Source organism: Desulfomicrobium aestuarii, assembly GCF_055385525.1.
The window spans coordinates 1,862,384-1,886,836 of sequence record NZ_AP042427.1 but is presented as its reverse complement, the minus strand read 5'-3'; the positions used below and the strand labels follow the sequence as shown (position 1 = coordinate 1,886,836).

General features: G+C 66.0%; 23 protein-coding genes. 8 read left to right on the top strand and 15 right to left on the bottom strand.

What is annotated here, in order from left to right; translation table 11 throughout:
- Positions 1-101: 101 nt before the first annotated feature.
- From modA to modB, 3 genes are read right to left on the bottom strand one after another with little or no spacing between them, the layout of a single operon-like run.
- Entirely contained in the window at positions 102-845 is a 744-nt protein-coding gene (gene modA, locus ACZ5AC_RS08575) for a molybdate ABC transporter substrate-binding protein (RefSeq protein ID WP_464250529.1), read from the bottom strand.
- On the bottom strand, positions 842-1,657 hold the full coding sequence (locus ACZ5AC_RS08570; RefSeq protein WP_464250528.1) for an ABC transporter ATP-binding protein: 816 nt from the start codon (positions 1,655-1,657) through the stop codon (positions 842-844). The genes modA and ACZ5AC_RS08570 overlap by 4 nt, the downstream gene beginning before the upstream one ends.
- A 10-nt stretch (positions 1,658-1,667) precedes the next feature.
- Positions 1,668-2,339, bottom strand: coding sequence for a molybdate ABC transporter permease subunit (gene modB / locus ACZ5AC_RS08565; RefSeq protein WP_464250527.1), 672 nt, complete (start codon positions 2,337-2,339; stop codon positions 1,668-1,670).
- 597 nt (positions 2,340-2,936) lie between these two features.
- Here modB and ACZ5AC_RS08560 point away from each other — a divergent pair.
- From ACZ5AC_RS08560 to ACZ5AC_RS08550, 3 genes are read left to right on the top strand one after another with little or no spacing between them, the layout of a single operon-like run.
- Positions 2,937-3,962 (top strand): XdhC family aldehyde oxidoreductase maturation factor, encoded by a 1,026-nt coding sequence (locus ACZ5AC_RS08560; RefSeq protein ID WP_464250526.1) that lies wholly within the window; start codon positions 2,937-2,939, stop codon positions 3,960-3,962.
- Positions 3,959-5,074: a DVU_1551 family NTP transferase gene (locus ACZ5AC_RS08555; RefSeq protein WP_464250525.1), complete on the top strand. Its 1,116-nt coding sequence runs from the start codon at positions 3,959-3,961 to the stop codon at positions 5,072-5,074. Before ACZ5AC_RS08560 ends, ACZ5AC_RS08555 begins: the two co-directional genes overlap by 4 nt.
- The gene (locus ACZ5AC_RS08550; protein ID WP_464250524.1) at positions 5,071-5,667 is read left to right on the top strand and encodes a histidine phosphatase family protein; all 597 of its coding nucleotides are present in this window, start codon (positions 5,071-5,073) and stop codon (positions 5,665-5,667) included. The genes ACZ5AC_RS08555 and ACZ5AC_RS08550 overlap by 4 nt, the downstream gene beginning before the upstream one ends.
- An 82-nt stretch (positions 5,668-5,749) precedes the next feature.
- Here ACZ5AC_RS08550 and ACZ5AC_RS08545 read toward each other — a convergent pair whose 3' ends face one another.
- Positions 5,750-6,955, bottom strand: a complete 1,206-nt coding sequence (locus ACZ5AC_RS08545) for an OmpP1/FadL family transporter (RefSeq protein ID WP_464250523.1) — start codon at positions 6,953-6,955, stop codon at positions 5,750-5,752.
- 360 nt (positions 6,956-7,315) lie between these two features.
- Here ACZ5AC_RS08545 and ACZ5AC_RS08540 point away from each other — a divergent pair, with 360 nt between their 5' ends.
- The gene (locus ACZ5AC_RS08540; RefSeq protein ID WP_464250522.1) at positions 7,316-7,801 is read left to right on the top strand and encodes a FlxA-like family protein; all 486 of its coding nucleotides are present in this window, start codon (positions 7,316-7,318) and stop codon (positions 7,799-7,801) included.
- Between the two features lie 280 nt (positions 7,802-8,081).
- Positions 8,082-8,897: a prolipoprotein diacylglyceryl transferase gene (lgt, locus tag ACZ5AC_RS08535; RefSeq protein ID WP_464250521.1), complete on the top strand. Its 816-nt coding sequence runs from the start codon at positions 8,082-8,084 to the stop codon at positions 8,895-8,897.
- A 63-nt stretch (positions 8,898-8,960) separates the two neighbouring features.
- On the opposite strand, the gene ACZ5AC_RS08530 is transcribed toward lgt, so the two are convergent.
- From ACZ5AC_RS08530 to ACZ5AC_RS08520, 3 genes are all read right to left on the bottom strand, one after another.
- Positions 8,961-10,136, bottom strand: coding sequence for an ATP-binding protein (locus ACZ5AC_RS08530; protein ID WP_464250520.1), 1,176 nt, complete (start codon positions 10,134-10,136; stop codon positions 8,961-8,963).
- A gap of 219 nt (positions 10,137-10,355) precedes the next feature.
- Positions 10,356-10,583 carry a hypothetical protein gene (locus tag ACZ5AC_RS08525; protein WP_464250519.1) on the bottom strand — a complete coding sequence of 76 codons (228 nt, stop codon included), beginning with the start codon at positions 10,581-10,583 and terminating at the stop codon, positions 10,356-10,358.
- A complete protein-coding gene (locus tag ACZ5AC_RS08520; protein WP_464250518.1) occupies positions 10,580-10,927 on the bottom strand; it encodes a hypothetical protein in 348 nt (115 codons plus the stop codon). Before ACZ5AC_RS08520 ends, ACZ5AC_RS08525 begins: the two co-directional genes overlap by 4 nt.
- Before the next feature lie 252 nt (positions 10,928-11,179).
- Here ACZ5AC_RS08520 and ACZ5AC_RS08515 point away from each other — a divergent pair, with 252 nt between their 5' ends.
- Positions 11,180-12,949, top strand: a complete 1,770-nt coding sequence (locus ACZ5AC_RS08515) for an ABC transporter ATP-binding protein (RefSeq protein WP_464250517.1) — start codon at positions 11,180-11,182, stop codon at positions 12,947-12,949.
- Between the two features lie 223 nt (positions 12,950-13,172).
- Positions 13,173-13,619, top strand: a complete 447-nt coding sequence (locus ACZ5AC_RS08510; protein ID WP_464250516.1) for a hypothetical protein — start codon at positions 13,173-13,175, stop codon at positions 13,617-13,619.
- A gap of 112 nt (positions 13,620-13,731) precedes the next feature.
- On the opposite strand, the gene glpX is transcribed toward ACZ5AC_RS08510, so the two are convergent.
- From glpX to ACZ5AC_RS08470, 8 genes are read right to left on the bottom strand one after another with little or no spacing between them, the layout of a single operon-like run.
- Positions 13,732-14,712: a class II fructose-bisphosphatase gene (gene glpX / locus ACZ5AC_RS08505; RefSeq protein ID WP_464250515.1), complete on the bottom strand. Its 981-nt coding sequence runs from the start codon at positions 14,710-14,712 to the stop codon at positions 13,732-13,734.
- 14 nt (positions 14,713-14,726) lie between these two features.
- Positions 14,727-16,703: a transketolase gene (gene tkt / locus ACZ5AC_RS08500; protein ID WP_464250514.1), complete on the bottom strand. Its 1,977-nt coding sequence runs from the start codon at positions 16,701-16,703 to the stop codon at positions 14,727-14,729.
- Between the two features lie 35 nt (positions 16,704-16,738).
- Positions 16,739-17,176 (bottom strand): ribose 5-phosphate isomerase B, encoded by a 438-nt coding sequence (rpiB, locus tag ACZ5AC_RS08495; RefSeq protein ID WP_464250513.1) that lies wholly within the window; start codon positions 17,174-17,176, stop codon positions 16,739-16,741.
- A 1-nt stretch (position 17,177) separates the two neighbouring features.
- On the bottom strand, positions 17,178-17,495 hold the full coding sequence (locus ACZ5AC_RS08490; protein ID WP_464250512.1) for a hypothetical protein: 318 nt from the start codon (positions 17,493-17,495) through the stop codon (positions 17,178-17,180).
- 20 nt (positions 17,496-17,515) lie between these two features.
- Entirely contained in the window at positions 17,516-18,298 is a 783-nt protein-coding gene (locus tag ACZ5AC_RS08485) for a hypothetical protein (RefSeq protein WP_464250511.1), read from the bottom strand.
- 11 nt (positions 18,299-18,309) lie between these two features.
- Positions 18,310-20,028 (bottom strand): tetratricopeptide repeat protein, encoded by a 1,719-nt coding sequence (locus ACZ5AC_RS08480; protein WP_464250510.1) that lies wholly within the window; start codon positions 20,026-20,028, stop codon positions 18,310-18,312.
- Positions 20,025-20,798 (bottom strand): HD domain-containing protein, encoded by a 774-nt coding sequence (locus ACZ5AC_RS08475; protein WP_464250509.1) that lies wholly within the window; start codon positions 20,796-20,798, stop codon positions 20,025-20,027. The genes ACZ5AC_RS08480 and ACZ5AC_RS08475 overlap by 4 nt, the downstream gene beginning before the upstream one ends.
- On the bottom strand, positions 20,788-21,825 hold the full coding sequence (locus ACZ5AC_RS08470) for a sigma-70 family RNA polymerase sigma factor (protein WP_464250508.1): 1,038 nt from the start codon (positions 21,823-21,825) through the stop codon (positions 20,788-20,790). The genes ACZ5AC_RS08475 and ACZ5AC_RS08470 overlap by 11 nt, the downstream gene beginning before the upstream one ends.
- A gap of 213 nt (positions 21,826-22,038) precedes the next feature.
- Here ACZ5AC_RS08470 and ACZ5AC_RS08465 point away from each other — a divergent pair, with 213 nt between their 5' ends.
- Complete coding sequence (locus ACZ5AC_RS08465) at positions 22,039-24,450, top strand: homocysteine S-methyltransferase family protein (RefSeq protein ID WP_464250507.1); 2,412 nt, start codon at positions 22,039-22,041, stop codon at positions 24,448-24,450.
- Positions 24,451-24,453: the final 3 nt, after the last annotated feature.

Sequence of the window (24,453 nt, the reverse complement as noted above, 5' to 3'; positions counted from 1 at the left end):
CACAGGTCCCGGCGGCCGGTGCGCACGGCGCCGGGGCTTGGGGAGCTTTCTCTACACGCGCTTTCAGGGCGGCTCCATACCGCCCTGAAAGCGCGTGGCGGTTAGGGCTTCTTGAAGCCGTACCTGGCCAGCACGGCCTGGCCTTCTGCGCCCAGGACGAAGTCGATGAAGGCCTGGCCCATGTCCTTGCTCCTGGAGGTCTGCACGAGGGCGATGGGGTAGCTGATGGGCTTATGGCCGGCCACTTCGGCCGCGAGCTTGACCTTGTCGGCACGCGTGGCGGCGTCCGTGGCGTAGACGAAGCCGGCCTGGACCTCGCCGCGGACCACGTAATCCAGGGCCTGGCGCACGCTCTCGGCCAGCACGAATTTCGGCGTCAGGGCGTCGTAGAGGCCGGCGGCGGTCAGGGCGCCCTTGGTGTAGCGGCCGACGGGGACGGATTCGGGGTTGCCGATGGCGACGAGCTTGAACTGTTCGCCCTGCAGGTCAGCGGGACCGGTCAGGGGCAGGGCGCCTTCGGCCGGCACGACGAGCACCAGGGCGTTGCCCGCGAAATCGACCCTGGTGGAGGGGTCGACGAGCTTTTCGGCCTTGTTCATGGTTTCCTGGTCGGCGGATGCGAAAACATCCACGGGCGCGCCCTGCTGCATCTGCTGCAGGAGCGGGCCCGAAGCCGCGAAGTTGAAGACGATGGTGGTACCGGGGTGGGCCTTTTCGAAGGGACCTTTCATGTCCTGGAAGGCGTTGGTCAGGCTGGCCGCCGCGGAGACCAGCAGGTCGGCGGCCATGGCCGGCGTGGTCAGGACCAGGCCGAAGAGTGTCATGAGCATGGGAATTCGGATCATTTCGAGGGTTCCTGCGGTTCTGTCTGCGCCATGAGGAAAAGGGGGTCGAGGATCTGCCGGGCGGACTCGGTTCGGCGGCGCGCCTCATAGTCGACGACGTCCAGCACCCGGCCACGGCCGAAGGCAACCAGGGTCTGGGCGAAGTGCTCCACGTCTTCGAGGTCGTGGCTGACCATGACCATGGGCATGTCGAAGCGTTCCAAAATGCGGGAGAGTTCGGCGCGCATCCGCTCCCGCAGGGGCTGGTCCAAGGCCGTGAAGGGTTCGTCCAGCAGAAGCAGGTCCGGTTCCGGGGCCAGGGCACGGGCCAGGGCCGTGCGCTGGCGCTGGCCGCCGGAGATCTGGGACGGCCGGCGGTCGGCCAGGGCCGAAAGGCCGCAGAGTTCCAGCAGTTCGTCGACGCGGGCGCGCCCGGCGGGCCCGAGGGGGGCCAGAAACGGCTTGAGGCCGAAGGACACGTTCTGACGGACGGTCAGGTGCGGGAAGAGGGCGTAGTCCTGGAAAACGAGGCCGACGTTGCGCTTGCGGGCCGGGACGTCCACCTTCGCTGCGGTGTCGAGGAAGACCCGGCCCCGGACCTTGATCCTGCCCGTATCGGGTCGCAGGAGGCCGGCCAGGGCCATGAGAGTCAGGCTCTTGCCCGATCCCGAGGGGCCGAAGAGTGCGATGCGCCGGGTGTCGGCCCGGAAATGCGCGTCCAGGTGAAACCCCGCGCCTCCTCCGCTGACCCTGGCGCTGACGCCGCACACAAGGGTGGCGATCGCCGGTTCGGGTTTCACGCGTGTCTTGGGGTATGTGTCCGGCAGGAACATGGCAGCCTCCTCATGATTGCCATCCGGGTGTCAGGAGTCGTCCCGAGACCCAGAGGATGAGGGTGCACAGGACGGAAATGATCAGGACCAGTTGTGCCGCCAGGCTGTCCTGGCCGGCCTGGGTGGCGCTGTACACGGCCAGGGACAGGGTCTGGGTGCGGCCGGGCAGGTTGCCGGCGATCATCAGGGTGGCCCCGAACTCGCCCATGGCCCGGGCGAAGGCCAGCATGGTCCCGGCCAGGATTCCGCGTCCGGCCAGGGGCAGGCAGACGCCCAGGAACACCCGCCACTCGGGGTGTCCGAGGGCCCGGGCCGCGTTCTCGTACTTGCCATCGACCCCGTCCAGGGCGGCGCGTGCGGACTTGAAGACCAGCGGGAAGGAGACCATCGTGGCTGCGATTACGGCGCCCTGCCAAGTGAAGATGAGGGAGATGCCGAAGGTCTCGTCGAGCCAGCGCCCTACGAACCCGTTCCGTCCGAGGAGCACGATGAGGTAATAGCCCAGGACCGTGGGCGGCAGAACCATGGGCAAGCTCAGGATGGAGTCGAGCAGTTCGCGGCCAGGAAAGCGGCAGCGGTGGAAAACCCAGCCGAGCATCACCCCGAGGAACAGGGCCGTCAGGGTGGCCAGACTGGCCACCCGCAGGCTGAGTTGCACCGGGAAGAGAAAGGTCGTGTCCATCGCTGCTCCGGGGTAATGTTCGCGGGGGCACCGGCCGTCGCACGGTGCGCGTGCCGGTTTACGGGGGTGCAAAGCAACTATCGGGCCGGTCGCCGCGACCGCGCCACTTGGCGGCTGGAATGGGCGGACAGTCCTGGCCGGACGTCCAGCGCTGCGGGGTCTGTCGGCAATTGGGGCGCATATCGTCGGACATGCGTGACAGTTCCGCCGGTGGCGCGCGTCGGGTTGTCCGGGGACATTTTTGTATCCCTATCCATTTATGTAGCCTGCGACAACCGGAAGCGGCGCTGCCCGTGGAGGACGGATTGTGCTGTTCGCTTCAATACCCTCTGATGCCGGGAGGGCGCGGGCCGGGCCCGATGCAATTTCCCGCGGACTCTTCGCCTCTGAAGACACGGTATGCCGAATCAGTCCAGGCATTGAATTTACTGGCTGACCGGGGCATGACCACGTGGAGCGGGAGACCGGATGCACCCTGGGGCGTTTCCCAGCCATGGACATCGGAACCCTTGCCCTCGAGTTCATACGGAGCGAGGGCGCCTTTTCGCCGTCCCACACCGTCAAGCGCACCATCACCGAGCAACGCGGGAGCACGCCGTGAAGGATATACTCGAATCATTGCTGGAAACCCTGGCCCAGGGGCGGGACGCCGTCTTCTGCGGCATCGTAGATAGCTCGGGCTCGGCCCCGCGCACATCCGGGGCCAGGATGCTGGTCCTGCCGGACGGCGGCATCCGTGGCTCCGTGGGCGGCGGTCCCGTCGAGGGGGCCAGCCTGGCCAGGGCCAGGAAGATGCTTGAGAGGGGCGAGTCGCACGTGCTGCTGCCCTTCGACCTGAATTCGCACTCGGCCGCCCAGGCGGGCATGGTCTGCGGCGGGGCGGTCAAGGTGCTGCTGCAGCGCGTCACGCCCGAGCGTCGCGGTTTTTTCGAGAAGTTGAAGGACCTGCATGACGCGCGGCAACGGCCGGCCCTGGTCACCGTCATGGGTTCGGAACGGGAGCCCGCCCTGGCCCTGTGGTCCGAGGCGGCGGGCCTGGAGGGCGCGGAACTGCCCGAAGGCATGGCTCTGGAGCTGGCCCGCAAGGCGTCGAAAACGCGCCGGAATTTCAGCCTCGAAGGCGATGGCCTGCGTGTCTTTGCGGAACCTCTGGTCGCGCCCACGGTGTTGCACCTCGTCGGCGCGGGGCACGTGGCCCTGGCCACGTCCAAGGTGGCGGCCTTCGCCGGGTTCGAGGTGGTGGTCATGGACGACCGGGCCGAGTTCGCCAGCGCGGAGCGCTACCCCGAGGCCCGCGAGGTGCGGGTGCTGGAAGATTTCAACCAGTGCCTGAAGGATCTGGGCCCCGACGACTACGTGGTCATCGTCACCCGCGGCCACCTGCACGACCGTGACGTCCTGGCCCAGGCCCTGCGGACCGAGGCGGGGTACGTCGGCATGATCGGCAGCCGCGGCAAGCGCGACGCGGTCTACCGCTCCCTGCTCGAGAACGGCTATGCGCAGGCCGACATCGACCGCGTCTTCTGTCCCATCGGCCTGGCCATCGGCGCCGACACGCCCGAGGAGATCGCCGTCAGCATCGTCGGCGAGATGATCAGGGTGCGTGCCGGGGTGCAGGGATGACGGTCGGGAGTTTCGGCGCCGTCATCCTGGCGGCCGGTTTCTCCTCGCGCATGGGCGGCTTCAAGCCGCTCATGGATCTCGGCGGGATGACGGTCCTGTCGCGCTGCGTGCAGGTGTTTCGGGAGGCGGGCATAGGCAGCCCTCTGGTCGTGACGGGGCACCGCGCCGCGGAGGTCGAGGCCGAGGCGGTCCGGCTGGGCGTCACCGCCACGCGCAACGCCGAGTATGCGGACGGCATGTTCTCGTCGGTACGGGCGGCGGCATCCGCCTGTGCGGGTCTGTCCGGCCTTGACGCCTTCTTCATTCTTCCGGCGGACATTCCCCTGGTGCGTCCGGCCACGGTCAGCCTGATGCTCGACGCCTACGACGGCCGCGTGGCCTATCCGGTCTTCGCGGGCGAGCGCGGCCACCCGTCCCTGATCCCCGCAGGCCTGATCCCGCGCATTCTGGGGCATGACGGTCGGGGTGGGCTGCAAGGGCTGCTGGCGGACGCGCCATCCCTCGACGTCCCGGTCTGGGACCGGGGCATCCTGCTGGACGCCGACACGCCCGACGATTTTGCCGTCCTGCAGCGGCGCGCCTCCCGTATGCATGTGGGGAAGCGTGACGAGGCCCTGGCCCTGGCCGGGCAATCCATGCCCGAGCGTGGCCTGGCCCATGGCCTGGCCGTGGCCGCAGTGGCCCTGCGCATGGGGGAGGAACTGAACCGCAAGGGCGCGGGGCTCGATCTGGATCTGGTCCACAACGCCGCATTGCTGCACGATGTGGCCAAGGGCTGGCCTTACCACGAGGCCGCCGGCGGCGAGTTGCTTGCGCGTCTGGGCCTGGGCGGACTGTCGGGGATCGTGTCCGCCCACCGCGACGTGCCGCCTCCGGCATCGGGCCTGCTCACGGAAAAGGAGGTCGTCTGCCTGGCGGACAAGCTGGTGCGTTGCGACAGGCGCATTTCTGTTGAGGACCGTTTCGGCGAGAAGCTGGCCCTGTATGCCTGCGACGAAAACGCCTGCGCCGCCATCCGCGGCCGCATGAACAACTCCCTGGCCTTGCGGGGCATGGTCGAGAAGGCCTGCGGCCGCGGCCTGGAGGAAATTCTGGCCGGGGTGCTGCCGTGAGCGAGGTCTATCTCATCCGCCACGGGGAGATCACGCAGTCCGCGCCGCGCCGCTTCGTGGGCCGGACGGACCTGCCTCTGACGGACGCGGGCCGTGAACAGATGGCGGCCGTGGCGCGGTTTCTGACCGGCAGAGGAGTGGGGCGCCTTGTGTGCAGTCCCCTGGCGCGTTGCGTGGAGAGCGCGGGGATCGTCGGCACGGTCTTGGGGATTGTACCCGAGACGGCCGCGGACCTGCGTGAGATCAGCCTTGGCGCCTGGGAAGGACTGACCGTGGACGAGGTTCGCGATCGTTTTCCCGGCCGCTACGAGGCCAGGGGCCGCAACCTGGCCGGCTTCCGCCCGCCGGGAGGCGAGAGCTTCGCGGACGTGCAGCGCCGGGCCTGGCCCGTCTTCGAACTGGCCGTCACGGACATGGACGAGCCCCTGGCCATCGTCGCCCATGGCGGCGTGAACCGCGTCCTCCTGTGCCGCATCCTGGGCATGCCCCTGGAGAATCTTTTCCGCCTGGAACAGCACTACGCCTGCGTCAACGTCCTGCTGCACGCCGACGGTGAATACCGCGTCGCCGCCATGAACCTTTCCGCGCTGTGAGCGGACCGCCCTGAACGCTCCATCAAAAAAGGCCGCCGGTGTTGTTTACCGGCGGCCTTTTTTGATGCGAAGCGGAGCCGCCCTAGAAGCGGTACGCCAGGCTCAGGCCGAGCAGGTGGGCGTCTCCGTCCTCGAAGTCGGCGGTTTCGGACGTGCCGCCGCTGCCGTAGATCGTCGCACCCTTGCGGTCGTTGATGAGCAGGTAGGTGTAGCCAACGTCCACGCTCCAGGCCTGGTCGTGCCAGCCCAGGCCGGCGCAGAAGAGCTGGCGGTCGTTGGCCGGGACCATGTAGTCGGCCCGCTCGGTGCGGATGGGCGTCTCGTCGTAGACGTAGCCCGCGCGCAGGTCCCAGGCCGGGGTCAGGGCGTACTCGGCGCCGATGCCCAGGCGCCAGGCGTCCTTCCAGTCCTTGACGATGGCTCCCGACGGGTTGGTGCCGTTGATGCGGATGTCCAGTTCCTCGTACGACGACCAGCCCGTGCGGGTCACGTCCACTTCGACGCTCAGCCTGTCCGTGGGGGTGATGCACAGGCCCAGGGACCAGGAGTCGGGCAGGGTGATCTCGCCGTCGGCGTCGCCGTTCAGCAGGTCATCGTAAGGGGCCGGGACGTCGCTGTCCGCCTCGCCGCGCGGGTGCACGTCGATGGCGCTGCGGTACATGAGCCCCAGGGACAGCCAGTCCGTGGGCGCGTACCAGGTGGACAGGTTGACGCCCACGCCGACGTCGTCGCCCTGGACCTCGAGATCGTATGCGCCGCCGAGGACCTTCTTCTTCTGCGTGAATTCGAAATAGTTGGCCTCGGCGCCCAGGCCGATGGACCACGTGTCCGTCAGGCGCATGCCCAGGACCGGGGTCAGGGACACGCTCTTGATGCCCGCGAAATAGACGCTGCCGCTTCCGGCCCAGTTCTCGTCGAACTCCGTGCCCAGGCCGAAGCGGTTGAAGGCGCCGACGCCGAGCCAATAGCGGTCCCCGAACTGCCTGACCGCATAGGCGTGCGGCAGCAACCACACGTTGGACTCCCCGTCGCAACTCTCCTCGCCGGCGATGGACACGGTGGCCATGGGCGCCACCCCGACCAGGCCGGTCATGATCTGCGTGCCATTCAGGCCCGTCATGGCCGCCGGGTTGGACGCCACCACGGACGCGTCGGGCCGCCTGGCCATGGTCGTTCCGCCCAGCGCGATGCCGCGCGCGCTCCATTCATACACGGCGAATCCGGCCGCCAGCACCTGCTGTCCCGTCAGCAGCAGCGCCAACACGACAGCGGCAACAATTTTCCCCATTGTTCCTCCTCATCTGCCAAGGTTCATGCGCGTCCGGCCGGACGCACGACAACCTCGGGCCCATAAGCCCTTTTGTCTGTCATCTCAAGGACAAGTGGAAGAGTGCGCGCTCAATCTCGCATGTTCGGGCCATACACGTCCTTCTGAGAACCCATGATATGCGGAGGCACGGGATATTGAGTGCGTTCCGGCGCTTCTTTGCATTGGAGGGAAGCGGGCGGAGGTCTCGGTCCTGCCTGCAATGCTGACCAGATGGACCATTGCGGCCCGATTCGGTGACGTCGCTGAGGGAGAACGATTCTTGCTTGCAGAGCTGATTGGCCCGCAATGCGGCAACATCTTCCAACATACGGAGGCGACATGAGAATCGACGGCGCCGCTTCGATCGCCGACATGTATCTTTCCGGCCGGACAAGCACCCGCGCCGCAGAAACCGCCCACACGGCCCGGGGCGATACGGTTTCCCTGTCGTCCGAAGCCAAGAGGCTGCTGGAGCATTTCCGCAGCATGCAGTTCGATAAGGATAAGGACGCATCCTCCGCGTCCGATTCCGGGCAGACGGCTTCCCTAGGCAATTCCTCCGGACGGGTGGAAGAAGGCGTATCGGCAGGGAATTCCGAAGTCTCCGGCGTCCGGGCCGGCGTCGGCGCGTCGGGCGGATCCGGGACGGGCAGTCAGGTCGAGGACATCAGGAAGCGCATCAAGGACCTGATGGACAAGGTCAAGCACATCATGGACAGCGAGCTGCCGCCCGAGCAGAAACAGAGCGCGGCCGCGCCCTATCTGCAGCAGATCCAGGAACTGCAGCAGCAGTTGCAGGAACTGACGGAGGCGGGAAAGGAGTGATGCGGGACACGGGCCTCCCTCGCTATCCGGGGCCATCCCGCACATATTGTTTCACTTTTCGTCAGGAAGGGAGCACGATGGCCCATGGCCCGACATGCCTTGTCCCGAATGTCGGTGATGGCATTGATCATGTGTGATATTTGAGTCAAAAATCAATGTTGATCGAAACATGACTGACATCTGGGTCAATGGGGCAACGGCCCCCTCGTGATGAGGCGGTGTCCGGCTTCGTGCCGGATGCCGTCCGCTTGACTGTCAATATCTTTCACCCGGGAGAACCATGCTGATCCACTGGCACATCGATCCGGTCATCGTTTCCTTCGGCCCGTTCGCCCTGCGTTGGTACGGCCTGCTGTTCGCCGCGCCGTTTCTGGCAGGCCTGTCCTTTTTCAAACGCGTTTTCCGCGAAGAGGGGATTGCCGAAGATGGCCTCGACCGGCTGCTGCTGTACGCAGTGCTCGGCACGGTCATCGGGGCGCGGCTCGCGCACTGCTTTTTTTACGACCCGCAGTACTATTTCGCCAACCCGTTGAAGATACTCGCCATATGGGAGGGCGGGCTGGCCAGTCACGGCGGCATCGCCGGGCTGGTCTGCGGGTTCTGGCTGGCCGGGCGGAAGTTTTCCCCGCCGGTTCCCTTGCTGTGGCTCCTCGACCGGCTGGCCCTGCCCGGGGCCTTGGGGGCGGTCTGCATCCGGCTCGGGAATTTCATGAATTCGGAGATCGTCGGCAAGCCCACGTCGGGGTCGTGGGGCGTGGTCTTCGACCTCATCGACCAGGTCCCCCGGCACCCGGCCCAGCTCTACGAGGCGGCAGGGTATCTGGCGACCCTGGGCGTGCTCGTCCTTCTGTACGCGCGGCTTGGCAGGCGCACGCCCCATGGCCTGCTGACCGGGTGGCTGCTGGCGCTCGTCTTTGCGGTGCGCATTCTCGCGGAGTTCGCCAAGGAGCCGCAGGCCGCCTACGAGGCCGGGCAGGCCTTCAGCGTGGGCCAGTGGCTGAGCGTCCCGTTTCTCGCGCTGGGCATCGGGCTGATCGCATACGCGTTGAAGCGTCCCGGAACCGGTTCTGCCGGCCCGCGGAAGCGCAATGTCTGATTGGGCGAGGGCTCTGCCGGATCGTCCATCGTCTGGTGCTGATGCCCCGCCCTGCCGACAGGCTCAATCCGGCCGCCCCCACAGAGTCGACAGCGGCGCCGCCAGCAGATTCGGTCCCAGGGGCAGCGTTTCCGTCCCGTCATAGAGGATCACGCCCAGACGCACTCTGTCGCCGGCAATGGCGCAGAAACGCTTGAGCCCGCGCAGGTCGCGTTCGGTGACCGTGGCCGCGGCCTTGATCTCCACGCCCACGAGTTCGCCTAGGGGATTTTCGATGACCACGTCCACTTCAAACTGCGCGTGGTCCCGATAGTGGAGCATCCGATACTCGTCTTCCGCCGTGGCCGCATGCTTGAGCAGTTCCGACAGGACAAATGTCTCCAGGACATGACCGTAGCGGTTGCGTTCCCGCAGTCCCGCCGACGGGGCGAGGCCGAGGAGGGCCGCGAGCAGGCCGGAGTCCAGGAAATGCAGCTTCGCCGTCTTGGTGATGCGAGCGGTGCGGTTGCGGCTCCAGGCCTCGATCCGGGTCAGCAGGAACATCTGCTCCAGGATGCCGACATAGCGGGCCGTCGTCTTGCTATCGAGGCCCAGTTGCCCCCCCAGTTGCGAATAGTTGCAGAGCTGGCCGGACATTTCGGCCAGTGCGCGTACAAGGCGCGGGAACAGGTCGAGGTTGCTCACGGAGGCGATGTCCCGCACGTCCCGCTGGATCAGGGCGTTCAGGTACTGGCGCAACCATGTGGTGCGCCGCTGCCGGGTCGGACGGCGGACGGCTTCGGGATAGCCGCCGCGCAGCACGATCTCCTCAAGGTCCCGTCCGACGATGCTGGTCGTGACGGCGGGTACCTGCCCCGCGAACACGCTGTCCAGCCAGTTCGCCGTCCCGCCGCAAATCTCGGCTTGCGACAAGGGCAGGAGCGTCGCGGTCTCCATGCGTCCGGCCAGAGAATCCGCCACGCTCGGCAGGGTCAGCAGGTTGGCGGACCCGGTCAGCAGGAACCGGCCCGGGCGACGATCCTCGTCGATGCTTTTCTTGATGGCCAGAAGCAGGCCGGGCGAGCGTTGGATCTCATCGATGACGATCCTGTCCGCATCACGAATCAGGCCCGCGGGATCTTCCCGGGCCGCGAGGAGCACGGCCTCGTCGTCCAGCGTCAGGAAACGCATTTCCGTCCCGGCCACATGGCGCGCCAGGGTCGTTTTTCCCGCCTGCCTCGGACCGTTGATGAGAATCACCGGTGTATCCAGCATGGCAATGGCAATACGACTCATCAGGGGTCGTGGATAAACCTCTGTATTCATGCTGAGATAAATATTTGTAATTTGGATTTTGTCAATAGATAATTTGGAATTATATTTCCGATAACTCGGAATTTAATTCATGATAATTTGGAATTTTACTCATGATGATTTGGAATTGAAAGTGTGATTTTTTGGAAATTTGATCGTGATGAATCATGCTGTTCGGAAGGCCAGTCCGCCACTGGACGGCAACCGATGCGGGCACCCTGTACACGCTCCTCGTCCATCCGCCGGATGGACGAGGAGCGTGGAGCGGCCGTCCATGCAGATGGTCTTGAGCTGGTCGGAGATGGCGACGGGCGAATCGTCTTGGACCGTCGCCCCGTTCGGCGTGCGGATGGCCTCCACCGATTCGAAGGCCAGAATCCTGTCCGCGGTCACGACCTCGCCGTCGCGGCCCAGGTGAAACCAGCCCCGGAAACGTTGAGGGGTTCATGCGCGACGCACAGCCCCGGGTCGGAGCCGGGCGCGCTGTGCCGCTGCAGATAGGCGCTCAGTAATTCGACGTATTTTTCTCCCGGCACGTCCGTGTCGGCCGTGAAGACCATGGCGCTGTTGTGGGAGGTGTAGGGGATGTCCGGGTGCACGAAGAGCTGGTGCCTGGATATCTGGGAATACCGTCCCCAGCCCATGGCCGTCATCTCGCGGCAGGCGTCCTCGACCAGCCAGCCGGTATCCTTGCTTTCCAGATTGTCCGTGTCGTCCATGCAGATGAAAAGTCGCATGCCTCGCTCCAGGATTATTCAGCGTATGACTGAGTCGTGCCGGCTTTCACTTCGACCTACAGCACGGCATTCACGATAAGATTATGTCATGATCGGTATGTTTTCGGAAAATTTAGTTAACTTGGACACTTATGTCGTAAATGGCGTAATTGTCCGCCTTGCATTGTTTCATGTATTTGGCACTGTTCCTCGTTACCCGAAGCTGAGAGCGTAGGATGGTTGGCGCAGTATTGAGCAGGAAAAGGAGCAATGATGAACACACAAGAAACCCGCACCCTCGGCCGCGCCCTGTGGCGACTGGTGCGTTTCGCGCGGCCCCATGCGCGGCGCATCCTGCTGGGGCTGGCGGCCAATGCGGGGGCGCGGTTTTTCGATCTGCTGCCCATGATCGTGGTCGGCCGGGTGGTGGACACGGTGTCCGTGGCCCTGCGGGACGGGCAGGCCCTGGCCGCGACTGATTTTCTCTGGGCCGGGCTGCTGGTGCTGGGCACCTTCGCGGGGCTGGCCGTGTTCCAGAGCGTCAGCGACTTCACCCTGGACAGCGCGGCGCAGATGATACGCCACGACCTGCGCGTGGAGCTCTACACCCACGTGCAGCGCCTCGACGTGTCGTACTTCGAGTCCCGCCAGACGGGCGACATCATGGCCGTGCTGGCCGGGGACGTGGACAACCTGGAGCGCTTCTTCTCGGACACGTCCACGAGCATCGTGCGCCTCTTCATCACCTTCACCGGAATCTACGGCATCCTCTTCTGGCTGGACTGGCACCTGGCGCTGCTCCTTTTCGCGCCCATGCCCATCGCCGTCTGGGCCGTGCGCTTCTTCGCCACCCGCGTCTCGCCCCAGTACCGCAAGGCGCGCAAGGCCGTGGGCGAGATCAACTCCATCCTCGAGAACAACCTGCAGGGCATGCACGTCATCCAGGCCTACTCGGCCCAGGACCACCAGACGGGCCGCATCCGCCAGCGCTCCGAGGAGTACCGCGACGCGGCCGTGCGCGCCGCCCTGGAGCGCTCGCGCTTCGTGCCCCTGCTCTACGGCGTGGCCGGCATGGGCTACGCCCTGCTCATCGGCATGGGCGGCTGGATGACCTTCTCGGGCATCGGCCCAAGCGTGGGCGACTTCACGACCTTCGTGCTCCTGGCCATGCGCCTCATCCTGCCGCTCTTCGTCTTCGGCATGCTCATCAACCAGATCCAGCAGTCCGAGGCCTCGGCCCTGCGCATCACCGAGATCTTCGACACGGCCCCGACGGTCCGCGACGAGGCCGCCGCCGCGCCCCTGCAGGGCGCCCTCGAACGCGTCGAGGTCCGCGACATGTGCTTCGCCTACCCGGACCGGGGCAAGGTGCTGTGCGGCATCGACCTGACCCTGGAGCGGGGCAAAGTCCTCGGCGTGGTCGGGCCCACGGGCGCGGGCAAGAGCTCCCTGGCCAAGCTCATGCTGCGCTACTACGACCCCATGGGCGGCGAGATCCTGGTCAACGGCAGGCCTCTGGCCTCGGTGCCCCTCGACAGCTGGCGCGGCCGCATCGGCTACGTGTCCCAGGAGGCCTACCTCTTTCACGGCACCGTGGCCGAGAACATCCGCCTGGGCTCGCCGAATGCCACGGAGGACGACGTCCGCCGCGCAGCGCGCCTGGCCGGGGCCGCGGAGTTCATCGATGCCCTGCCAGACGGGTACGAAACCCTGGTCGGGGACCGCGGCATGAAGCTCTCGGGGGGCCAGCGCCAGCGCATTTCCCTGGCCCGGGCCATCCTGCGCGACCCCGAGTTCCTCATCCTCGACGAGGCCACCGCCAGCGTGGACACGCGGACCGAGGAGATCATCCAGAACAATCTCAAAGAGCTGCGCGGCGACCGCATCACCCTGGCCATCGCCCACCGCCTGTCCACGGTGCGGCAGTGCGACGAGATCGTGGTCATCGTCGACGGCGTCATCGTGGAGCGCGGGACCCATGCCGAACTGGTCGGTGCCGGCGGCGTCTATGCGGGGCTGTGGCAGGTGCAGAGCGGAGAATAGGGGGCAGGCGCGGATATTGCAGTCTACTTGAAAAGCCAGGTGACGGTACGCAGCCGCCGTGACGGTTTCGGCATGTACTGCGTATATCTTTTCTCAAGGAAAAGAGCATATTGGCCTGGGCGCACATGCCCGGCCGATTGGCGGTCAGCATGGCGGAGTGGGATGTTTGTCCGGAAAAGGTGGACTCTTTGTCCGCCGGCAGGAGCGCCTGCAAGGAGTCGTTATGAAGTTCGTGTCTGGAATGTCGAATGTTCGCAGGTACCGGTTCGTGTTCGCGCTTTTCGTCGCCTCGTTCCTGCTGAGCTGCGGGGTGGCTTTTGCCGACAAGGTGTTTGTCGAGAATGATGTCGTCATCATCGGCAAAAATTTCGTCATATCGACGCCCTACGATGACGGCGTCGTGCTCGAAAGCAAGAAGGGCGCTTTCGCGCCCACGAAATTCTTCGGCGCGGAAGGCACCGCGGCCATGCTTTTTCTCTACAACAGGATCACCCGCGACATGGGTGTGGATCTGGTCATGCGGACCTACAAGGGCAGGATCGACCGTCGGGAAGCCGAAGAGAAGGTCGATTCCGTGCTGCGGTTCTACCGCGAGAACGAGCTGATTTTCAAAAGCAGATTCGTGGAGAAGCCAGCGACGAAGATCGGCATCTGCAGGTTCAGGGTCTGACGCTCTCGCCCCTACTGGCCAAGCCTTCTCGGGCGAGAAGCGCGGCCCACGAAAAAACGCCTCCTGCCGATACCGGCCGGAGGCGTTGTCTTTTCTGCGGAGTCCCGTTTTTTCAGTACTTGATGGCCGAGAAGCGCATCAGCTTGTCCCACTGGTGGGTGGAGGTGATGCGCCGGATGGTGCCGGTCTTGCCGCGCAGGACCAGGGAGTGCGTGGTGGCGCCGGTGCCGGTGTAGCTGACGCCGCCAAGGAACGTGCCGCCGGAGATGCCCGTGGCCGCGAAGAAGACGTTGTCGTCGCGGATGAGGGTGTCCGTGGTCAGGATCATGTTCAGATCCAGGCCGAAGTCCAGGACGTTCTTCTTCTCCTCCTCGGACTGCGGGTCGAACTTGGCCAGGATCTCGCCGCCCAGGGCCTTGATGGCGCAGGCCGCCAGCACCCCTTCGGGCGTGCCGCCGGTGCCGAACATCATGTCCACGTTGGATGACGGGTCCACGGCCATGAGCGCCCCGGCCACGTCGCCGTCGGTGTGCAGCTGGATGCGTGCCCCGGCGGCGCGGATCTGGGCGATGAGGTCCTTGTGGCGGGGCTTGTCGAGGACAAAGATGACCAGATCCTCGACCTTCTTGCCGAGAGCCTTGGCCGCGGCCTCCAGATTGTGGGCCACGGGCGCGTCCATGTCGACCACGCCCTTGGCCGGGGCCGGGACCACGAGCTTCTTCATGTAATAGCTCGGGCCCGGATCGAACATGGTCCCGGCCGGAGCCAGGCCGACCACGGCGATGGCGTTGGGGCGGCCGTAGGCCAGGAGGTTGGTGCCCTCCACCGGGTCCACGGCCACGTCCACGGCCGCGCCCCGGCCCGTGCCGACGCGCTCGCCGTTGTAGAGCATGGGGGCTTCGTCCTTCTCGCCCTCGCCGATGACGATGCGGCCGTCGATGTCCAGGGTGTTGAAGGACAGGCGCATGGCGTCCACGGCCGCGCCGTCGCCCTCGTTCTTGGCGCCCTTGCCGAGCCAGCGGGCCGAGGCCAGGGCCGCGGCTTCCGTGACCCGGACCAGGTCCATGGCCAGGTTGCGTTGCGGTGCTTCCATCATTCCTCCGGACATCACTCGCCCTTGATGAACGCTATGAGGTTCGCGGCCGTGAAACCGTATTTCTCCTTCAGCACGCCCGCCGGGGCCGAGGCGCCGAAGTGGTCGATGCCCCAGACCTTTCCGTCCAGGCCCACGTACTTGTACCAGATGTCCGAACGGCCGGCCTCGATGGCCACGCGGCGCGTCACGGAGCGGGGCATGACGGATTCCCTGTACTCGGCGCTCTGCTCGTCGAAGAGCTCCATGCTCGGCACCGAGACCACGCGGATCTTCATCTCCGGCAGGGCCTTGGCGGCCTCCACGGCCAGATGCACCTCGGAGCCCGAGGCCAGCAGGAGGGTTTCGGGGGCGGCGCCCTCGGGGTCGCGCACCACGTAGGCGCCCTTGGCCACGTGCGCCTCCAGGGGCTGGGGCAGGTCGAGGACCGGCAGGCCCTGGCGGGTGTAGACGAGCACCGACGGGCGCGATTTCTGCTTCAGGGCCACGGCCATGCAGGCCGTGCTCTCGCGGGCGTCGGCCGGGCGCAGGACCAGGAGGTTCGGGATCAGGCGCAGGGAGCTGACGTGCTCGATGGGCTGGTGGGTCGGGCCGTCCTCGCCGACGAAGAAGGAGTCGTGGGTGAAGACGTGCAGGACCGGCAGGTGCTGCAGGGCCGACATGCGGATGGCGTTTCTCTCGTAGTCCGAGAAGACCAGGAAGGTTGCGCCGAAGGGAACGATGCCGCCGTGCAGGGCCAGGCCGTTCAGAATGGCGCCCATGGGGAACTCGCGCACGCCGAAGCAGAGGTTGCGGCCCGTGGGGTTGGTGGTGGCGTTGAAGATGCCGGCGGTGACGCGGAACTTCTCGGTCTGGTTGGACGGGTCGAGGTCGGCCGAGCCGCCCATGAGGGTCGGAAGCTGCTCCATCATGGCGTTCAGGCTGGCGCCGAAGGCCTTGCGCGTGGCCACGCTGGCGCCGGTTTCGAACTCGGGCCAGGTCAGGCTGCGTTCGCACACGGGCTGCGTGGCGTTCTTCCATTTGTCGGCGAAGGCCGGGTCGGCCAGCTTGGCGGCCAGGGTCTTGTCCCAGGCGGCGCGGCCGGCGGACAGGGCGGCGAAGCGGGACCGGAAGTGGTCGAGCACGTCCTGGGGCAGATGGAATTCTTCGTCCGGCAGGCCGAGCTTGGCCTTTGTGGCCTTGATCTCGGCCTCGGGCAGGGGCGAGCCGTGGGTGGACTCGCTGCCTTCGAGGGTGGCGCAGCCCTTGGCCATGGTCGTGTGGCCGATGATGATGGTCGGCTTGGTCGTCTCGGCCTGGCCGGCCAGGATGGCCTGGCGGATGGCCTCGTGGTCATGCCCGTCGATCTCGATGACCTGCCAGTGCATGCTCTCGAACAGGGCCTTGTAGTCTACGTTGTCCACGCGGCAGGTGGGCCCGGCCAGCTGGATCTTGTTGCTGTCGTAGTAGGCGATGAGCTTGCCCAGGCCCCACTGGCCGAAGAGGGCGGCGCTGCCGAGGAAGATGGGCTCCTGCACGTCGCCGTCGGAGACCAGGACGTAGGTGTGGTGCCCGGCGGTCTCGGCGTCGAGGTAGGAGCGCAGGAAGGTCTCGGCCACGGCCATGCCGCCGGCCATGGCGAAGCCCTGGCCCAGGGGGCCGGTGGTGGCCTCGACGCCGTCGGTCATGTCGTGCTCGGGGTGCCCCGGCGTCTTGCTGCCGAACTGGCGGAAGGCTTTGAGGTCATCGACGGTCAGGATGCCGCGCAGGGTCAGCAGGGCGTAGAGCAGGGCGGACTCGTGGCCGGCCGAGAGGACGAAGCGGTCGCGGTTGAACCACTTGGCGTCCTTGGGGTCGAAATTGAGGAATTCCTTGAAAAGGACGTATGCGTAATCCGCCGAAGACATTGCCCCGCCGGGGTGGCCGGAGTTGGACGCGCGGACCGTGTCCATGATCAGGCCCTTGATGACGTTGACGGACTTGAGATCGATCTGTGAAGCGTTGGTGGTCATGGTGTTTCCCGTGATATTCTCGAAAAAGGAGGCGGTTATGGTTGATGCGGCGAGTCGATGAGGTCGACGCGGCGCTGGTGCCGGCCGCCTTCGAACCCGGTGGCCAGGAAGGCGTCGGCGATGGCCTTGGCCAGATCCACGCCGATGATGCGCTCGCCCATGCACAGGACGTTGGCGTCGTTGTGCATGCGGCTCATGCGCGCCATGTACTCGTTGGCGCACAGGGCGGCGCGGATGCCGGAGAAGCGGTTGGCGGCCATGGACACGCCGATGCCCGAGCCGCAGATGAGAATGCCCATGGCCTGGCGGTTCAGGACCTCGCGGGCCAGACTGCCCGCGATGAGCGGGTAGTCGCAGCTGTCGAGGGAGTGGGTGCCGACGTCCACGGCCTGGCAGCGGTCCTTCAGGTGTTCCATGAGGATGTTCTTGAGGCCGAAGCCGGCGTGGTCGGAACCGAAGACGATGGTGCGCATGCTACTTGCCCTCGCCGGTGCGGCCCCTGACGTATTCCGCCCGGGTCGCTTCCAGGTCCTTCTCCAGGTGCGCCAGTTCCTCGCGCAGGAAGGCGACCTGCTTCAGGGTCAGATCGTTGTCGCTGGTCTTGGGGTCGAAGACCTCGCCCTTGGCCTGGCTCTCGGCGAAGCTCTTGCCCAGGTTCTGATATTCCTCGGCCAGGCGCTTCTCCATCTGGCGGATTTCCCAACGCCGGAAGCCCCTGATGAAGACCCATTTGGTTTCGCTGAACAGGAGCTTGAATCCGGTGGTGACGGGTTTGACGATATCTGCGAGCATGCACTCCCTCCGATGGTTGATCAGTTGTACTGGGGTTTGGTCGTGATGCGCATCCATTGCACATCCTGGGGCAGGGCAAGGTCCAGGTCCGAGGAGCGCCAGTCTCCTCCGGGCTCCAGGGATTTGACCCGGAGCACGGCCTTGCCGTCCCTGGGGGAAGAAAAGGTGTACCTGTCGTAGAGCTGGCGGTCGGGGAAGGCCGGCGAGGCGTAGGGCTTCTCGCAGGTCAGGGTCCAGCCGCCGCGGCCCGTGAGTTCGAGGGTCTGCAGGTCCTCGGAGGCGACCATGCGGGTCACCGCCCCCTCGGAAAAAGAGAAGCTGATGCGGCCGTCACGGGTGCCCTGCACGCCGGAGTACTCGCCGCCGAGGACCGGAGCCAGGTCGCCGGTCAGGAGGCTGCCGATCTGTTTGGCGTTGAAGGGCACGGGAATCTCGAAGAGCCTGAGCCCGGCCTGGGCGCTGGGGTGATGGTAGGCCTTGTTCTCCGAGGGGATGTAGGCCAGCCAGAGTTCCGGAGTCTCGCGGATCATGGCCACGGAGGCGCCGGTGCCGGAGGCGAGATCCAGCCGCACGAGGCTCGCGGCGTAGCCCCAGAGCTGGCCGACCAGCCTGCCGTTGCGCTGCGGGGTTTCGATCTGCAGGGAGAAGCGGGCCGTGACGCGGTCGGTCTCCGAGGTGAGGGGCCGCAGGACGGACCAGACGCGGGACACGGCCTCGGTGTCGCGGACCGGGATCTGCGGCGCGCAGCCGATCAGGGCGGAAAGGAGCAGGGCGGCCAGAAGGAGGGGAAGTATTTTCGTCATTCTCGTGGGTTTCATCGTGTCCGGCCGATTTCATTCAGTTTGGCGCGTACGGCCTCGGCGTTCTCCCCGTCCAGATCCAGGGAGCGGGAGTAGCCCTTGCGGGCCTCTGCCGTGTAGTTCAGCGCACGCGCGATGTCCCCGTAGTGCTCCCAGATGACCGGATCCGAGTCCACGAGTTCCACGGCGCGTTTGATTTCAGCCCAGGCCAGGCGCAGCTTGTTCTGCTTGAAGTAGACCCAGGCCAGGGAATCGACGAAATAGCCGTTGTCCGGCTTGACCTTCAGGGCGCCCTGCACGAGCAGCAGGGCCCGGTCCAGATCCCGTTCCTGCTCGGCCAGGCTGTAGCCCAGAAAGTTCAGGGCGTCGGCGTGCTCCGGGTCCTTGGCGATGACCCGTTCCATGATGGCCATGGCCTGCTCCCGGTCTCCCAGGCGGTCGTGGATGAGGCCCGTGCGGTAGAGGATGGTCATGTTTTCGGGCCATTGTCCGGCGGCCAGGCGCAGCACGTCCAGAGCCTGCTCGAACTCGTTCTCCCTCTCGTGGAGTTCGGCCATGACGATGCGGAATTCCGGCTGCTTGGGGAAGATGCCGATGGCCGTCTGGCAGAGCTGCCTGGCGCCGTCCTTGTCCCCACCGTGGTAGAGGAGGTGGATGCGGAAGATCAGGCTGCGCTCGTGGTGCGGGTGGTTGACCGGGATGGCCTGCAGATACTTCATGGCCTGCTCGGGGTTGTCCCGTCCCTCGTATTCGAGGATGGCCAGGTAGAAGAGCGCGTTCTCGGGAATGGGCGTCTGCTGCGCCAGCGGGTCCAGGAGCTGGGCCGCGTGGTCGTAGAAGGACAGGTTCAGGAACAGGTTGGCAGCCTCCAGGGTCAGGGGCAGGTCGTCGCCAAACTGCTGGACCAGGGCCAGGGACTTGTCAGGGTTGTTGAGCTTGAGGTTCAGGTCCACCAGGCGGAAGACGATCTGCTGGTTCTCGATGCCGGCGTCGAAGAGCTGCGAAAAGACGCGCTCGGCGTCGACGTAGTCCTTCTGGGCTTCGTAGGTCAGGCCCATCTCGATCCAGGCGTCGTAGTATTCGGGGTCGGCGGCCACGGACTGCTGGTAGGCGGCGATGGCCTTGTCGTAGAGCCCCAGGCCGAAATACCCCTTGCCGAGGAGGAAGTCCGTGGTCGGCGTGGCCTGGTCTTCGGGGATGGCCGACAGGCGGTCGACGGCTTCCCCGTAGTTTCCCTGCTCCATGCGGTACACGGCCGCCTCGTGGACGAGGTCCAGGAGTTCCGGGTGCTTCTTGCGGTAGTCGTCGAGGACGATGACCGCGTCGTCGTAACGGCCCTGGGCTGCGTAGGTCTTGGCCAGGGTGCTGAGGAGAAGTTCGGATTCGGGGTATTTGTCCAGGCCCTGGCGCAGGAGCAGCAGGGCGTCGGCGAAGCGGGACGAGCGCCAGTAGAGGTTGCCCAGGTCGATGTAGAGTTCCGGGGTCGGCTCGATGGCCACGGCCTTTTCCAGGGCCTGGATGGCTTCCTCGGGCCTCTGTTCCTGCAGCAGTTCGCGCGCGGCCAGATAGGAGTAGATGGCCTCGGCTTCGGCCGACGGGGCCGGCCTGTTCGCCGGGGTGGAGGCGTCCGGCGACTGGCGCCGGGAGTCCGGCGCAGTCGGCCTGGCGGCGCACCCGAGCAGCGCGGCCAGGAGGACCGGAAGAAGAAATCGTATGGCAGGGGTGATGGTCATGGAACGAGGCGTCCGGAACAGTCATTTTTCTGGCAAAATGACTGTATTATCAGATAGATTTTTCTGCCCATGCTCAGGCCGAGCTCGATGAACTCCGGCCCGTAGATCTTGCCCGCCGGGGTTCGGAACGTGTTCTGCACCGCCGAGACCATTTCGAGGCCGGCCGGGAACTTGTCCAGGATCTGCTGCAGGGTCCATTCCTGGTAGTTGCAGATCTCCCACAGGGTGGTCATGAAATTGTCGGGCCCCCAACGGAACTTGTCCGCGTCGTAGAGGGCGTCGGCCAGGAACTGGGTCCCGGCGTGGCCGAAATCCATTGTCGGGGAAAAGGCCTCGTGGCAGCGCACGGCCGAGGCGATCATCTGCTTCTCGTCGTCCGTCAGTGGGTAGTCGCGCAGGATCATCAGGGACAGCTCGGCGCCCCGCGAGGCGTGTTCGCCCTCCAGCCGGCAGGTGTCGTGCAGCAGGCCCGAGAGCATGGCCATGAGGGCAAGGCGCCTGGCGGCGTCGAAACCCAGGGTCTTGGCCTCGCCGAGGATGAGGGCGGAGGCCTCGATGGCCACTTTCTTGGAATGCTCGATGCCGTGCCCGAACTCGTCGTTGAGGAAGGGCAGCACGTCTTCGCGGCAGCGCAGGACCATGGGGTGGGAGAAGAAGGTGTCCCTGGCGGAGGCCAGCTCGGCGCTCATGGCGGTGTAGAAGCTGGGCAGGGATTCGGGCGTGACCGTGGCGCTCTCCTGCTTGATGCGGCGTAGAATCTCATTCTTCATGTTCGATCCACTCGGCGGAAAAGTCCTGGATGGTGCTGGACATCTGGTTCTTGATCTTCTGCAGGAGCCTGGCCTCGATCTGGCGCACGCGCTCCCGGGTGATGCCGTATTTGTCGCCGATCTCGCGCAGGGTGATGGGCGTGTCGGCCAGGAGGCGCTGTTCCAGGATGTCGAGCTCCTTCTCGCTCAACCCGTCCCGGATGGCCTCGATGTTGTCGTGGATGAGCACGCTGATCTCGTCGGCGGCCATCCGTTCCTCGATCCCGGCCTCCAGGGCGGGGATGAAGTCCATGGGCGTGAAGCTCGAATCGTCGCCGATCTTCATGTCCAGGGACACGTCGTGCTGGCCCAGGCGCTGGCCCATCTCCACGATGTCGGCCTCGGAGACCTGCAGGTTGTCGGCCAGGGTCGAGGTGCTCGGGTCGAAGCCCTGGGCCTGCAGGCGCTGGCGCTCCTTGCCCAGGTTGTAGAACAGCTTGCGCTGGGCCTGGGTCGTGCCGATCTTGACCATGCGCCAGTTGTCCATGATGAATTTGAGGATGTAGGCCTTGATCCAGAAGGACGCGTAGTAGGAGAACTTGATGCCCTTGTCGGGGTCGAACTTCTGGACCGCCTTCATGAGCCCCACGTTGCCCTCCTGGATCAGGTCCAGGACGTTCTTCATCCAGCGCCGCTGGAAGTCCATGGCGATCTTGACCACCAGCCGCAGGTTGGAGGTGATGAGGATGAAGGCCGCCTGCTCCTCCTTCTCGTCGCGGTAGCGGCGCGCGAGGTCGAATTCCTCGTCGGGCTCCAGGGCCCGGAATTTCTTGATCTCCTGGAGATAGATGTGCAGCGGGTCGAGGGTGGCCACGTCGCGCCGGGCGGGCGCGGCCAGCACCAGCGGACCCACGGCCAGCGGGGTCGTCTCCTCGAGACCGTCGTCATCGGAGCCGTCGTCCTCGCCGATGTCTTCGATGATCTCGACGGGTTCCACTTCGAACTCCTCGTCCAGGTTTTCGTCTTCGAGTGGCTGCTTAAACTTCATGATGGTGCGCTTGGGGGCGATCCTTAGGCGTCTGAGGCCGAAAATGAGGAAAAAATCGGTATCCGGTGGGACGCTTCGAGTACGAGGGTGCGCCGAATCACTCCGCTATTTCAAAGTATACGATCATAGAGTTTTTGTTTGTCCTTTTCAATGATTTTCAGTAGGGCACTTCGTTCAAACCGGCGCCGACACGGCCGTGACGCGAGGTGTACAATGCGCGATTTTCGCCGTTCCCTGAAGGACGGAAACGTTCTGATCTTCGATGGAGGCATGGGCAGCCTGCTGCAACGCCGGGGGCTCAAGCCCGGCCAATCCCCCGAGGAGTTCGGCATGGCGCGCCCGGAGGTTGTGTCCGCCATTCACGGCGAGTACGCCCGGGCCGGCGCCCGCGTCGTGACCACCAACACCTTCGGCGCTACCCGCCACAAGCTTCCCGCGGGCCTCGACGTCTTCGAGGTCAATGAGACCATGGCCCGCGCCGCGCGTCAAGCCGTGGGCGAGGGCGTCTTCGTTGCCGGCAGTGTGGGCCCCACGGGCAAGATGGTCGAACCCCTGGGCGACATCACCTTCCGAGGGCTCGTCGAGATTTTCAAGGAGCAGATCCGCGGCCTCGTGGCCGGCGGCGTCGACCTGATCCTGGGCGAAACGCAGTTCGACCTGGCCGAGGCACGCGCCGTGGTCGTGGCCGCGCGCGAGGTCTGCGGGCTGCCCGTGGGCATCAGCATGACCTTCGAGGGCGGGGTCAGCCTGACCGGCACCAGCCCCGAGGTCTTCGCCCGGACCATGGAGAACATGGGCGTGGACCTCATCGGCTCCAACTGCAGCGCCGGCCCCGAGGAGCTCATCCTGGTGGCGCGCGCCATCCTCGCGTCCTGCGACACGCCCGTACTCATCGAACCCAACGCCGGCCTGCCCGAGCTGGTCGACGGCGCCACGGTCTTCCGCCTGCCCCCGGACCCCTTCGCCGTCACGGTCTCCACCCTTGCGGCCGACGGCGTGGCCTGCCTGGGAGGGTGCTGCGGCACGACGCCCGAGCACATCAAAGCCCTGTGCGCCCTGTGCGGTGACCGGCCCGTGGCGCGCCCTGCCTTCGATGACCGGCCCTGCCTGACGGTCACCTCGCGCTCGCGGGCCGTGGACTTCGGTTTCGACCGCCCCTGCCGCATCATCGGCGAGCGCATCAACCCCACGGGCAAGGCCGAGCTTGCGGCCCAGCTGCAGCGGCTTGAAACCCGCCAGGTCCTGACCTTCGCCGAGGAGCAGATCGCCGCCGGCGCCGATCTTCTGGATGTCAACGTCGGTGCGCCGATGGTCGACGAGACCCGCATGCTGCCCCTGGCCGTGCGGGCCCTGACCAGCGCCCACGCCGCGCCCCTGTGCCTGGATTCGAGCAACCCCGACGCCATCCGCGCCGCCCTGGAGGCCTACCCCGGCTCGGCCCTGGTCAACTCCATCAGCGGCGAGGCCGATCGCATGGAGACCCTCGGCCCCCTGTGCCGCGACTACGGCGCGCCCTTCATCCTCCTGCCCCTCAAGGGCCGCAAGCTGCCCGTAACGGCCTCCGAGCGTCTGACCATCATCGAGGAACTCCTCGCCAAGGCCGAGGAACTGCGCATCCCGCGCCGCCTCATCCTGGTCGACGCCCTGGCCCTGACCGTGTCCTCCAAGCCCGAGGCCGCCAAGGCCTGCCTGGAGGTCATCCGCCACTGCCGCGAGCGCTGGGGCCTGGGCTCGACCATGGGCCTGTCCAACATTTCCTTCGGCCTGCCGGCCCGCGACCTCATCAATTCCACCTTCCTGGCCATGGCCATGGGCGCGGGCATGACATCGTTCATCGCGAACCCCAACACGGCGCGCCTGCGCGAGAGCCTGGCCGCCGGCGAGGTGCTGCTGGGCCGCGACCGCCAGGCCTCGTCCTTCATCGCCGCCTATTCCGGCTGGACCCCTGGCGCCTCCGCCGGCCCCGTCGTGGCCGCGGCCGCCGAGGAGGAGGGCAGCCCGGTCTTCACGGCCGTCATGAAGGGGCAGAAGGACCGCATAGCCGATCTCCTGGCCGCGCGCATCGCCGAAGGCGCGGACCCGTTCGCCCTGGTGGACGGGGAGATGATCCCGGCCATTGCCAGGGTCGGCGAAAAGTACGAGAGGAAGGAATATTTCCTGCCGCAGCTGCTGCTGTGCGCCGAAACCATGCAGACGGGCTTCGACTCCATCCGGCACCTGCTTGTGCGCGAAGGGGAGGAGGCCCGCGACACCGTGGTCATGGCCACCGTGGAGGGCGACATCCACGACATCGGCAAGAACATCGTCTGCCTGATGCTCAGGAACTTCGGCTACAACGTCGTGGACCTGGGCAAGGACGTCGCCGCCGCCGACATCGTGGCCGCAGCCGCGGAGCACGGCGCGTCCGTCATCGGCCTTTCGGCCCTCATGACCACGACCATGGTGCGCATGGAGGACACCGTGCGCCTTGTGCGCGAGCGGGGGCTCGCCTGCAGGGTCATGGTCGGCGGGGCCGTGGTCACGCGCGCCTACGCCGACATGATCGGCGCCCACGGCTACGCCGACGACGCCGTGGCCGCGGTGCGGGTGGCCACGCAGCTGTGCGCCGAGGTCCGGCAGGGCTGACAT